The following is a 12,101-nucleotide window of genomic DNA, read 5'->3' on the forward strand; positions in this document are numbered from 1 at the left end:
TCTCGCAAGCGCAGGCACGCGACGTAGCAACCATGCGGGCTGCAGGCCCAAATCGCCTCGCAAGCCGCGCCCCGTGCGGGTTGCGCCACCATGGGCCAGTATTCACGCGGCATCGCTGGCGATGCGCTGAGTGCGGCGCAAATCCTGTAAGGGTTGCGTCCATAGGAAAACACTACCTGTAGTGGCTTGTAGGGCACAGACACCCTAGATATAGTGTCTTCCCGTTCGGCAACAACGCCGACGCAAGGCCCGCGAGGCCTTGCCAACCAACAAGAATTGCACAACCGAGAGGAAGCGAATGCAAACTGCACTGAACACCCCGTCGACCCCCCGCGCCGTCCCCGCGACGCCGCAGCAGCAACAAGACACTGCGGGCTCGCCCACCGGTCAGAACCTTGCGCACTACCAGATCATTCGTCGCAACGGCGCCGTCGTTCCCTTCGAACCGAACAAGATCGCCATCGCGATGATGAAGGCCTTCCTGGCGGTGCACGGCACCCAGGGCGCGGCTTCCGCCAGCGTGCGCGAGACCGTCGACACGCTGACGCAAGGCGTGATCCGCGCCATGGTGCGCTCGCGTCCGGGCGGCGGCACCTTCCACATCGAAGACGTGCAGGACCAGGTCGAGCTCGGCCTGATGCGCGGCGGCCACCATGAAATCGCGCGCGCCTACGTGCTGTACCGCGAACGCCGCACCCAGGAACGTTCGAAGCAGGGCGAGCAGGACGTGCCCGCCGCACCGGCGCTGCACGTGCTCGACAACGGCGAGCGCGTGGCGCTGGACCTGAACGAGCTCAAGGGCCTGATCGAATCGGCCTGCCAGGGCCTGGGCGACAGCATCACCGCCGCCCCCATCGTCGCCGAGACGATGCGCAACCTGTACGACGGCGTGCCACTGGACGAGGTCTACAAGGCCTCCATCCTGGCCGCCCGCACGCTGATCGAGAAGGACCCCGACTACACCTTCGCCACCGCGCGCCTGCTGCTGCACACGATCTTCAAGGAAATCATCGGCCGCGAAGTGATGCCGATCGAGCGCGCCACCGCCTACGCCGACTACTTCCCGCAGTTCATCAAGAAGGGCGTCGAGAACGAGCTGCTCGACGAGAAGCTGCTGCAGTACGACCTGCCCCGCCTGGGCGCCGCCCTGAAGGCCGAGCGCGACAACCAGTTCGACTACCTGGGCCTGCAGACCCTGTACGACCGCTACTTCCTGCACGTGCGCAAGACCCGCATCGAGCTGCCGCAGGCGTTCTTCATGCGCGTGGCCATGGGCCTGTCGCTGAACGAAATCGACCGCGAAGCCCGCGCCATCGAGTTCTACGAAGTGCTGTCTTCGTTCGACTTCATGTCGAGCACGCCCACCCTGTTCAACGCCGGCACGCTGCGCTCGCAACTCTCGAGCTGCTACCTGACCACCGTGCCCGACGACCTGGACGGCATCTACGAGTCGATCAAGGAAAACGCGCTGCTGTCGAAGTTCGCCGGCGGCCTGGGCAACGACTGGACCCGCGTGCGCGCACTGGGCAGCCACATCAAGGGCACCAACGGCGAATCGCAGGGCGTGGTGCCGTTCCTGAAGGTGGTGAACGACACGGCCGTGGCGGTGAACCAGGGCGGCAAGCGCAAGGGCGCCGTCTGCACGTACCTGGAAACCTGGCACCTCGACATCGAGGAGTTCCTGGAGCTGCGCAAGAACACCGGCGACGACCGCCGCCGCACGCACGACATGAACACGGCCAACTGGATCCCCGACCTCTTCATGCGCCGCGTGATGGAAAAGGGCACCTGGACGCTGTTCTCGCCCTCCAACGTGCCTGACCTGCACGACCTGTTCGGCGCCGACTTCGAGAAGGCCTACGTCGCCTACGAAGAAAAGGCCGCCCGCGGCGAGATCAAGCCCGCGCGCACCCTCCAGGCCTCGGACCTGTGGCGCAAGATGCTCACGATGCTGTTCGAGACCGGCCACCCCTGGATCACGTTCAAGGACGCCTGCAACGTGCGCTCGCCGCAGCAGCACGCCGGCGTGGTGCACTCGTCGAACCTGTGCACCGAGATCACGCTGAACACCAGCGACACCGAAACCGCCGTGTGCAACCTGGGTTCCGTGAACCTGCTGCAGCACCTGAAGGACGGCAAGGTCGACCAGGAAAAGCTCAAGCGCACCATCTCGACTGCGATGCGCATGCTCGACAACGTGATCGACATCAACTACTACGCCGTGAAGAAGGCGCGCGACTCGAACCTGCGCCACCGCCCGGTCGGCCTGGGCCTGATGGGCTTCCAGGACGCACTGTACGAACTGCGCATTCCCTACGCCTCGCAGGAAGCCGTGCAGTTCGCCGACGAGTCGATGGAAGCCATCTGCTACCACGCCTACTGGGCCTCGACCGAGCTGGCCAAGGAACGCGGCAAGTACTCCAGCTACAAGGGCTCGCTGTGGGACAAGGGCATCCTGCCGATCGACTCGCTCGACCTGCTCGAGAAGGCCCGCGGCGGCTACGTCGAAGTGGACCGCTCGGCCACCCTCGACTGGGATTCGCTGCGCGCCAAGATCAAGGCCGACGGCATGCGCAATTCGAACTGCGTGGCCATCGCCCCCACGGCGACCATCTCGAACATCATCGGCGTGGACGCCTCGATCGAACCCTGCTTCGGCAACCTGTCGGTCAAGTCGAACCTGTCGGGCGAGTTCACCGTGATCAACCACTACCTGGTGCGCGACCTGAAGCGCCTGGGCCTGTGGGACGACGTGATGGTCATGGACCTGAAGCACTTCGACGGTTCGCTGCGTCCCATCGACCGCGTGCCGCAGGACGTGAAGGCGCTGTACGCCACCGCGTTCGAAGTCGAAACCACGTGGCTGGTGGAAGCCGCCGCGCGTCGCCAGAAGTGGATCGACCAGGCGCAGTCGCTGAACATCTACATGGCCGGCGCCTCGGGCAAGAAGCTCGACGACACCTACAAGCTCGCCTGGCTGCGCGGCCTGAAGACCACCTACTACCTGCGCACGCAGAGCGCGACGCACGCTGAAAAGTCGACGGTGCAATCGGGCCGTCTCAACGCGGTGTCGTCGGGCAACGACGCACCCTCGGGCATGAGCGCACTCGAAGCCGCCGCTGCTGCAGCGAAGGCACAGATGAGCGCGATGCCCGCCACCGACATCGCGTTCTGCGGTGTCGACGATCCGACCTGCGAAGCCTGCCAGTGATGTGCAAGTGAAGCGTCAACACACAAGACGCTTCGATCGATCAGCGAGGTGCTCGCACAAGTGAAAAGCGCGCGACGTTCAATCAATCAAGGCATTGACTGACGTCGCGCGATGCATGCGAGCAACATAACAACCCCATAAATGGCGCACGATGTGAACGAGCACTTTGCAACTCACATCGTTGCTCCGATAATTGCGCATTGGATTTTTCTATGTTGACCTGGGACGAAGAAGTCAAGCCCTCCTTACCAAAGGATATGCAACAAGGATTGCAGCAGCACCACGCATCGACCGGCGGTCTTTCCGCTGGCCGCGCGGTCGCCGCTCCGACTTCGTCGCTTGCACAACCCGCCACTGCCACCGCACCGGTGGCCGCCGCTGCAGGCCAGCGCGTCAAGGCTTCCGACAAGCGGATCATCAACGGCCAGACCGACGTCAACCAGCTGGTACCGTTCAAGTACAAGTGGGCCTGGGAAAAGTACCTCGCCACCTGCGCCAACCACTGGATGCCGCAAGAGGTGAACATGACGCGCGACATCGCGTTGTGGAAAGACCCGAACGGCCTGACCGAAGACGAGCGCCGCATCGTCAAGCGCAACCTCGGCTTCTTCGTGACCGCCGACTCGCTGGCCGCCAACAACATCGTGCTGGGCACCTACCGCCACATCACGGCCCCCGAGTGCCGCCAGTTCCTGCTGCGCCAGGCCTTCGAGGAAGCGATCCACACGCACGCGTACCAGTACATCGTCGAGTCGCTCGGCCTGGACGAGAGCGAGATCTTCAACGCCTACAACGAAGTGCCGTCGATCCGCGAGAAGGACCAGTTCCTGATCCCGTTCATCGACGCCATCAGCGATCCGAACTTCAAGACCGGCACGCACGAGACCGACCAGACGCTGCTCAAGTCGCTCATCGTGTTCGCCTGCCTGATGGAAGGTCTCTTCTTCTACGTCGGCTTCACGCAGATCCTTGCGCTGGGCCGTCAGAACAAGATGACCGGCGCTGCCGAGCAGTACCAGTACATCCTGCGCGACGAGTCGATGCACTGCAATTTCGGCATCGACCTGATCAACCAGCTCAAGCTCGAGAATCCTGGCCTGTGGACCGCAGAGTTCAAGGCCGAGATCAAGGACCTCTTCATGAAGGCCGTCGAGCTCGAATACAAATACGCCGAAGACACCATGCCGCGTGGCGTGCTCGGCATGAACGCCTCCATGTTCAAGGGCTACCTGCGCTACATCGCCAACCGGCGCGCGCAGCAGATCGGCCTCGAAACGCTCTTCCCGAACGAGGAAAACCCGTTCCCCTGGATGAGCGAAATGATTGACCTGAAGAAAGAGCGCAACTTTTTCGAAACCCGCGTGATCGAGTACCAGTCGGGTGGTGCGCTCTCCTGGGATTGAATTTTTCGATACACAACAATTCATGAATTCAAGAATTGCCCTTGCCACCGACTGCGCCAAAGAGCGCGGCATGGACGAGGGCTCAGGTGTTCATGGTGCTGGGGCTCAGATTCCAACGCCATGAATCGCTTCACGCTCCCAACGCGCGTGGAGTGCTTCAATAGGTTGATTTTTTCAACTTGATCAAGGAGAAATAGAAATGGCAACTGCAAAGAAAGCGCCGGCCAAGAAGGCCGCTGCAAAGAAGGCTCCGGCTAAGAAGGCTGTCGCCGCGAAGAAGGCTCCGGCAAAGAAGGTCGCTGCCAAGAAGGCTCCGGCCAAGAAGGCTGTCGCCAAGAAGGTCGTAGCGAAGAAGGCTCCGGCAAAGAAGGTCGCGGCCAAGAAGGTTGCAGCCAAGAAGGTCGTAGCGAAGAAGGCTGCACCGGCGAAGAAGGCCGCTGCCAAGAAGGCTCCGGCAAAGAAGGCCGCCGCCAAGAAGGCGCCTGCCAAGAAGGCCGTAGCGAAGAAGGCGCCTGCCAAGAAGGCTGCTGCCAAGAAGGCCCCTGCGAAGAAGGCTGCCGCCAAGAAGGCCCCTGCCAAGAAGGCCGCGGCCAAGAAAGCCGCGAAAAAGCCCGCTGCCAAGCCTGCCGCTGCTGCCAAGAAGCCTGCTGCCAAGAAGGCCGCCGCGCCTGCGAAGGCTGCCGTAGCGCCTGCCCCTGCGGCGCAAACGACGCTGAATCCCCAGGCAGCCTGGCCGTTTCCGACGGCCAGCAAGCCCTGAGTGAATTCTCAGCGGCCTTGAAAGGCACGAAGCCCGGCACCGCAAGGTGCCGGGCTTTTTTCATGGGCGCCCGCTGTCGCCGAATCGCCGAAGCGATGCGGGCGGGTCGTCAGCAAATCACAGGTCGAGCGTCGAGCGGTCGATCTGGTAGTTCTGCGGTCCGCGCTGGGCGATCTTGAGCGCGCCGATGCGGTTGCCGAGCGCCGCGCAGCGTGCCAGCGGCCATTCCTTTTCCAGGCCGTACAGCAGGCCGCCACGCCACGCGTCGCCGCAGCCCGTGGGCTCGACCACGGCCGTGGGCGTCACGCCAGGCACGTGCTCGCGCTCGCCACCGGTCCACACTTCGCAGCCCTCGGCCGCCAGCGTGACCACGAGGCCGCGCACGCGCTGCGAGATCTCGGCCAGGCTCCAGCCGGTGCGCTGCGACAGCATCTTGCCTTCGTAGTCGTTGACGACGACCCAGCTCGCGAGCTCGATGAAATGACGCAACGCGTCGCCGTCGAACATCGGCAGGCCCTGGCCCGGATCGAACACGAAGGGAATGCCGGCGGCAGCGAACTGCTCGGCGTGCTGCAGCATCGCCTCGCGGCCGTCGGGCGCGATGATGCCGAGCTTGATGTCCTCGCGCGCCACCACCTTCGTGATGTGCGCCTGCTGCATCGCGCCGGGATGGAACGCCGTGATCTGGTTGTTGTCCGTGTCGTTCATGATCATCGCCTGCGCGGTGAAGGTGTCGTCGAGCTGACGCACGAACTCCGTGCTGATGCCCAGCGTGCGCATGCGCTCGGCGTAGTCGGCACCGTCGCTGCCCAGCGTGGCCATCGGCAGCGCCGTGCCGCCCAGGGCGTTGAGGCTGTAGGCGATGTTGCCGGCGCAGCCGCCGAAGTCACGACGCAGGCCCGGCACCAGGAACGACACATTCAGGATGTGCAGCTGGTCCGGCAGGATCTGGTCGGCGAACCGGCCTTCGAAAGTCATGATGGTGTCGAACGCGAGGGAACCGCAAATCACTGCTGCCATGGGTGGACCGTAGGTTGGATGAGAAAGGGAACGAACGGCGCGCGTGTCGGCGCTCCGCTCAGGGATAGAAAGCTTCGACGCGGTAGCCCGCGATCGGTGGCAGTGCCGCCGCCTCGCTGGCCGACAGGGTCAGCGGCAGCGAGGCCGCGCGGTCGGCACGCGCCGCCAGCACGCCCGGCGCGCCGTAGTCGTTGGGCGTCAGCACGCGCCGCACGACGGCCTGCTCCTGCGTGTCGAGCAGCGACAGCTCGATGGCCGGCATCGCGAGCGGCACGGTCGCCGCGTTGCGCAAGGTGAAGCTCAACCGGTAGTCGTTGCCGCCGCTCTTCTCGCGCGCGAAGGCCGCGCCTTCGATCACGATGTCGCCGATCTGGCGCAGCGCCGCGAGTTCGCAACCGGTGTACTGGCACAGCGCCGACAGGGCAGGTCGCAGGTTCGGCTGGCGCGCCACGATGCCGTCGCGCTCATGGCGAACGATCTGCACGATGAGGACCAACGCCGCGAGCACGGCCAGCAGCACGAGCAGGCGGCGCACGCCCTTGCGTTGCCAGAAGCCGATGGCCTTTTCGGCTGGCTCGTCTTCTTCGGCGAAGGGATGGTCTTCAGGCGCCTCGAAGGTCGCGGAGAGCGAGAAATCCGGCTCGCCTTCGGCACGGATGCCGGGGCCCGGCAGCGGCGCGGACGCCTCTTCGTGCTGCGCGTCACGCGCCTTGGCGTTCGCGATCTTGGCCGACTTGGCGCGCGCACGGCGCAGCGCCTTCTGGATCAGGAGCTGGTCGTGGTCCTTCTCTTCCTGCTCGCGCTCCGCGGCCGCGCCGTCGTCGTTCTCACCGGTCGCTGCAACCAGCCCGCGCAGCGCCGAGCTGCGCGGCAGGTCAGGCAAGGGCGGCGCAGGCGGCGGTGATGCGGGCGGCGGTGCGCCGAGGTTCAGGTCGATGTTCGGAAACGGCGGCAGCGAACTCGCGGGCGGACGCCATGCGGGTTCGGTGGCGTCGAGGTCGGACCAGGGCTCGTCCGCGGCGAGGCCGTGTGCGGGCAGCGTCAGCTCGAAAGGCAGCGGGGACGCAGCCGGCGCGACGTTGGTGGCAGCGGTCGACAGTCCGGCTTCGTCTTGAGGGGCAGGCGGTGGCGCCTGCGGCTCGGACTCGTCGTCGAGAAAGTCGGCCTCCTCGACCGCCGGCCGTGCGGCCGCCAGGTCGAGGCGTGCGTCGTCGAAAGACGCCACCAGTGCGGCCATCGAAGACATCGGCGAAGGTGCCGACGTGGGTGCGGGCGCCGGCGCGGCGGGTGCGGACACCGCACCGTCGGGCGCCTCCTGCAGGTCGAGCGTGGCATCGAACACATGGCTGCAGCGGCCGCAGCGCACCCAGCCGTCCGAGATGCGAAGCTGGTCGCGCACCACCTTGAAGGTGGTGGTGCAGGCGGGGCAACGCGTGACGAGGCTCATGACCGGGCGATTGTAGGGTTGGGCCCCCGCCGTGCAGGCAGGTGCCCGGGGCGCCCGCGGTGCGAGCGCCCGGCCGCGCGCTTCAGCAGCGCGCGGTCATGAGGATCCAGCCGTCCTCGGTGTCGCTGACTTCGAGCGCGGCGTACGGCGCGTAGGCCGCCTTGAGCTCGTCGGCCTGGCGCTCGAGGATGCCGGCCAGCACCAGCGAACCGCCGGCGGCCACATGGCTGCGCAGCAGCGGCGCCAGCACCTTGAGCGGCGTCGCGAGGATGTTGGCGAGCACCGTCTGGTACTCGCCCTTCGCTGCTTCGGGCAGGCCTGCGTTCAGCTGCACGCCGTTGGCCTCGGCGTTGAGCCGGGTCGAGGAGACCGCGGCTTCGTCGATGTCGACGGCGTCGATGTTGCGCGCGCCGAACTTGGCCGCGCCGATGGCCAGGATGCCGGAGCCGCAGCCGTAGTCGAGCACGCGCTGGTCGGCAAAGGCGCCCTCGCCTTGCGTCGCGATCCAGCGCAGGCACATGCGCGTGGTCGGGTGCGTGCCGGTGCCGAAGGCCAGGCCCGGGTCGAGCCGGATCACCTGCTTCGCTTGCGCCGGCGGCTCGTGCCACGTGGGCACGATCCAGAACTCGGGCGTGATCTCGACCGGTGCGAACTGCGATTGCGTGAGCCGCACCCAGTCCTGGTCCGGCACCGGCGCCACGCCGAGCACCGCGCAGCCTTCGAAGAAGTCCTGCAGCGCGAGCACCGAGGCGGCCTCGTTGGCGGCATCTTCATCGGGGAACAGCGCGATCACGCGCGAACGCTGCCAGCCCTCCTTGGGCGGCGGCATGCCGGGCTCGCCGAACAGGGCCTGCTCGGCATCGGTCTGCGCGTCGGCGTCTTCGACCGACACGCTCAGCGCATCGAGTGCGTCGAGCGCATCGCCGAGCATTTCGACCCGGTCTTCCGGCGCCATGAGGCGGAGTTCAAACATTACAAAGGTCCCTCTTCATCAGGAACACCGAGGAACCGGCTTTGCCGGGCCTCTGGTGTTGCCCCCTGCAAGGGGGTTGGCGTCGCGACACGAAGTGCGCACAGCCTGGGGGTGTTCAACGCTTATGCGCCGCGAGCCACTCTTCCAGGTAGTGGATGTTCGTGCCGCCGCTCATGAACTTGGCGTCGACCATCAGCTCGCGGTGCAGCGGCATGTTGGTCTGGATGCCTTCGATCACCGTCTCGTTCAGGGCCGTGCGCATGCGCGCCATGGCCTGTTCGCGGGTGTCGCCGTACACGATGATCTTGCCGATCATCGAGTCGTAGTTCGGGGGCACGAAGTAGTTGGTGTACACGTGCGAGTCGACGCGAACGCCCGGGCCGCCCGGCGGGTGCCACATGGTGATGCGGCCCGGCGACGGCGTGAACTTCCACGGGTCTTCGGCGTTGATGCGCACCTCGATGGCGTGGCCGCGCATCTCGATCTGGCGCTGCGTGAACGGCAGCTTCTCGCCGGCGGCGACCATGATCTGCGTCTTCACGATGTCGATGCCTGTGGTGAACTCCGTGACCGGATGCTCCACCTGCACGCGCGTGTTCATCTCGATGAAGTAGAACTCGCCGTTCTCGTACAGGAACTCGAAGGTGCCGGCGCCGCGGTAGCCGATCTTCTTGCAGGCGGTGGCGCAGCGCTCGCCGATCTTCTCGATCAGCTTGCGCGGAATGCCGGGGGCCGGCGATTCCTCGATCACCTTCTGGTGGCGGCGCTGCATGGAGCAGTCGCGCTCGCCCAGGTAGACCGCGTTCTTGTGCTTGTCCGCGAGGATCTGGATTTCGATGTGGCGCGGGTTCTGGAGAAACTTCTCCATGTACACGGCCGGATTGTTGAAGGCCGCGGCGGCTTCCGCCTTGGTCATCTGGATCGCGTTGACCAGCGCCGCCTCGGTGTGCACCACGCGCATGCCGCGGCCACCGCCGCCGCCTGCCGCCTTGATGATGACCGGGTAGCCGATCGCACGGGCGATGCGCTTGTTGGTGGCGGCGTCGTCCGACAATTCGCCTTCCGAGCCGGGCACGCAGGGCACGCCGGCCTTGATCATGGCCTGCTTGGCCGAGACCTTGTCACCCATCGTGCGGATGTTGTCGGGCGTCGGGCCGATGAACTGGAAGCCGCTTTGCTCCACGCGTTCGGCGAAATTGGCGTTCTCGCTCAGGAAACCGTAGCCGGGGTGGATGGCTTCGGCGTCCGTCACCTCGGCGGCCGAGATGATGGCCGGCATGTTGAGGTAGCTCAGGCCCGAAGGCGCCGGGCCGATGCACACGGCTTCCTGCGCCAGCTTGACGTACTTGGCTTCGCGATCGGCTTCGGAATAGACCATCACGGCCTTGATGCCCATTTCGCTGCAAGCGCGCTGGATCCGAAGGGCGATCTCCCCCCGGTTTGCAACCAGAATCTTCTTGAACATGCTTACTCGATGATGAACAGCGGCTGGCCGTATTCGACCGCCTGGCCGTTTTCGCCGAGGATCTGCGTGACCGTGCCGGCCTTGTCGGCCTCGATTTCGTTGAGGATCTTCATCGCCTCGATGATGCAGAGCGTGTCGCCCTCGTTCACCTTGCTGCCGACTTCGACGAAAGCCGCAGCGCCCGGGCTGGACGAACGGTAGAAGGTGCCGACCATCGGCGACTTCACGGCATGGCCGCTCGGTGCGGCTTCGACGGCGGGGGCCGCGGCAGCCGGAGCGGCAGCACCGGCCACGGCGGGCGCTGCCACGGCGGGCGCGGCGGCCAGGGTCTGCACGTACTGGACGGGGGCGGCACCGCCACCCTTGACGATGCGGACCTTGCCTTCGGTCTCGGTGATTTCCAGTTCGGAAATATTCGATTCGGACACCAGATCGATCAGTGTCTTGAGTTTGCGCAGATCCATGGGACTCCAGTGCCAGCTTTGCCGGTCTTTAGGAAAGAACTTGACCGAAAACCGTCGATTTTCGGCGTTTGGCGTCTAACGCCAGCTTGTGTATTTAAATTCTAACCGTGAACAAGTTGGCGTCGCCAAGCGTCCAGGTCGGTCGTTTCAAGCTTGCCCATTTTACGAGCCAGCACCGAACCGTCGGCATGGAGCACCAAGGTGAACGGCAGGCCACCCCCGGTATTGCCCAGATTCTTCACCAGTTCCATGCCCTGCAAGCCGGCCAGCGCGGTCGGGTAGGTGACCGGCGTGCGCTGCAGGAACTTGCGCACGGCACTGGGTTGGTCGATGGCCAACCCCACCACTTGCCAACCGTTGGCACCGTGTTCGCGGAAAAAGGCGTCGATCATCGGCATTTCTTCGACGCAGGGCGGGCACCACGTGGCCCAGAAGTTGAGCAGCACGGGCTTGCCGCGCAGGCTCGACAAGGCCAGCTCGCCGCCCTCGGGGCGCTCGAAGCGCTGGTCCCAGAACATGGCGGCATCGAGCTTTTCGCCGCCGGTGGCCGCGACACCGCTGTCATTGCGCTCCCGCCACCAGGCGCCGGCAATGCCGGCCGCGGCAGCGACTGCCGCCACGCCGGCATACAGCATGCCGCGTCGTGTGGGCGTTGAAGTCATTACTGGTCCTTTTCTTGTTCAATGCGTCGGCGCAGCGCGCTCAGATCGCCGCGCGGCGCGCGCCCCTGGGCGTCGGGCTTGAGGGCGCCGCGCAGGTCGTCGAGGTCGTACACCAGCAGGTGGACCCCGATTTCCTCGCCCAGCGCCCGGCTCGGCGCGTGGACGCTGAGGGCTTCGACCTGCTCGCCATGGAAGCCGGTCACCATGCGCGGCTCGTAGTCCACGTGGTGATCGATCAGGGCGATTTCGGCCGACTTGGAATCATCGCAGAACAATTGAATATAAATGTCTGACAAACGTGTGGCCGTACCGTGCCAGACGGCGCCGCCCACATGCGGCCGGAACACGGCCATGCGCTCCATCCACTCGAGCGCGAGCAGGCGCAGCGCGTGCAGTTCCTGGGGCTGGGTGTCGGCGCAGAAGACCGCGATGTAGTCGCGCACCTCGGCCTCGACCTCGTCGTTGTTGGGCAGCGCGGTGCGCGTCGGGAGGCCGAGTTCGCGCAGCGCCCGGCGCTTGGCCGGGCCGTACTCGAGCCCCTCCTCGACGACGAGTCGGGCGGCAACGGCGGCGATTTCACGCTTGGACGTGTCCATCGGGGCATTTTGCCCGCTGCGGACGTCCCTCACATGAACATCAGTACGGCGCCCGGGGCGAAGCCGCCGGGGCACCCGCAGCGCCTCCCTAGAATTGGCC

General features: G+C 65.5%; 10 protein-coding genes. 3 read left to right on the top strand and 7 right to left on the bottom strand.

Going from position 1 to position 12,101, the window contains the following annotated elements:
* Positions 1-298 precede the first annotated feature (298 nt).
* The 3 genes from AC07O4_RS23365 (at position 299) to AC07O4_RS23375 (ending at position 5,374) form a co-directional block, all read left to right on the top strand.
* On the top strand, positions 299-3,211 hold the full coding sequence (locus tag AC07O4_RS23365; RefSeq protein ID WP_495305799.1) for a ribonucleoside-diphosphate reductase subunit alpha: 2,913 nt from the start codon (positions 299-301) through the stop codon (positions 3,209-3,211).
* Between the two features lie 212 nt (positions 3,212-3,423).
* On the top strand, positions 3,424-4,614 hold the full coding sequence (locus AC07O4_RS23370; RefSeq protein WP_062480340.1) for a ribonucleotide-diphosphate reductase subunit beta: 1,191 nt from the start codon (positions 3,424-3,426) through the stop codon (positions 4,612-4,614).
* A 199-nt stretch (positions 4,615-4,813) separates the two neighbouring features.
* Positions 4,814-5,374 (top strand): histone H1-like DNA-binding protein, encoded by a 561-nt coding sequence (locus AC07O4_RS23375; RefSeq protein ID WP_056575601.1) that lies wholly within the window; start codon positions 4,814-4,816, stop codon positions 5,372-5,374.
* A gap of 117 nt (positions 5,375-5,491) precedes the next feature.
* Here AC07O4_RS23375 and AC07O4_RS23380 read toward each other — a convergent pair whose 3' ends face one another.
* The 7 genes from AC07O4_RS23380 to AC07O4_RS23410 all read right to left on the bottom strand — a co-directional run bounded on the left by AC07O4_RS23380 (position 5,492) and on the right by AC07O4_RS23410 (position 12,001).
* Positions 5,492-6,394 carry a carbohydrate kinase family protein gene (locus tag AC07O4_RS23380; protein WP_495305800.1) on the bottom strand — a complete coding sequence of 301 codons (903 nt, stop codon included), beginning with the start codon at positions 6,392-6,394 and terminating at the stop codon, positions 5,492-5,494.
* Between the two features lie 58 nt (positions 6,395-6,452).
* Positions 6,453-7,841 (bottom strand): zinc-ribbon and DUF3426 domain-containing protein, encoded by a 1,389-nt coding sequence (locus AC07O4_RS23385; RefSeq protein WP_495305801.1) that lies wholly within the window; start codon positions 7,839-7,841, stop codon positions 6,453-6,455.
* Between the two features lie 82 nt (positions 7,842-7,923).
* On the bottom strand, positions 7,924-8,814 hold the full coding sequence (gene prmA / locus AC07O4_RS23390) for a 50S ribosomal protein L11 methyltransferase (RefSeq protein ID WP_070060112.1): 891 nt from the start codon (positions 8,812-8,814) through the stop codon (positions 7,924-7,926).
* A gap of 115 nt (positions 8,815-8,929) precedes the next feature.
* On the bottom strand, positions 8,930-10,279 hold the full coding sequence (gene accC / locus AC07O4_RS23395; protein WP_062480332.1) for an acetyl-CoA carboxylase biotin carboxylase subunit: 1,350 nt from the start codon (positions 10,277-10,279) through the stop codon (positions 8,930-8,932).
* Positions 10,280-10,281: 2 nt separating this feature from the next.
* Entirely contained in the window at positions 10,282-10,743 is a 462-nt protein-coding gene (gene accB / locus AC07O4_RS23400; RefSeq protein WP_070060113.1) for an acetyl-CoA carboxylase biotin carboxyl carrier protein, read from the bottom strand.
* A gap of 101 nt (positions 10,744-10,844) precedes the next feature.
* Positions 10,845-11,405, bottom strand: a complete 561-nt coding sequence (locus AC07O4_RS23405; RefSeq protein ID WP_062481237.1) for a TlpA family protein disulfide reductase — start codon at positions 11,403-11,405, stop codon at positions 10,845-10,847.
* Entirely contained in the window at positions 11,405-12,001 is a 597-nt protein-coding gene (locus AC07O4_RS23410; RefSeq protein ID WP_495305802.1) for a hypothetical protein, read from the bottom strand. Before AC07O4_RS23410 ends, AC07O4_RS23405 begins: the two co-directional genes overlap by 1 nt.
* Between the last annotated feature and the right edge of the window lie 100 nt (positions 12,002-12,101).

This window comes from Variovorax sp. GW821-FHT09D04 (assembly GCF_059416405.1).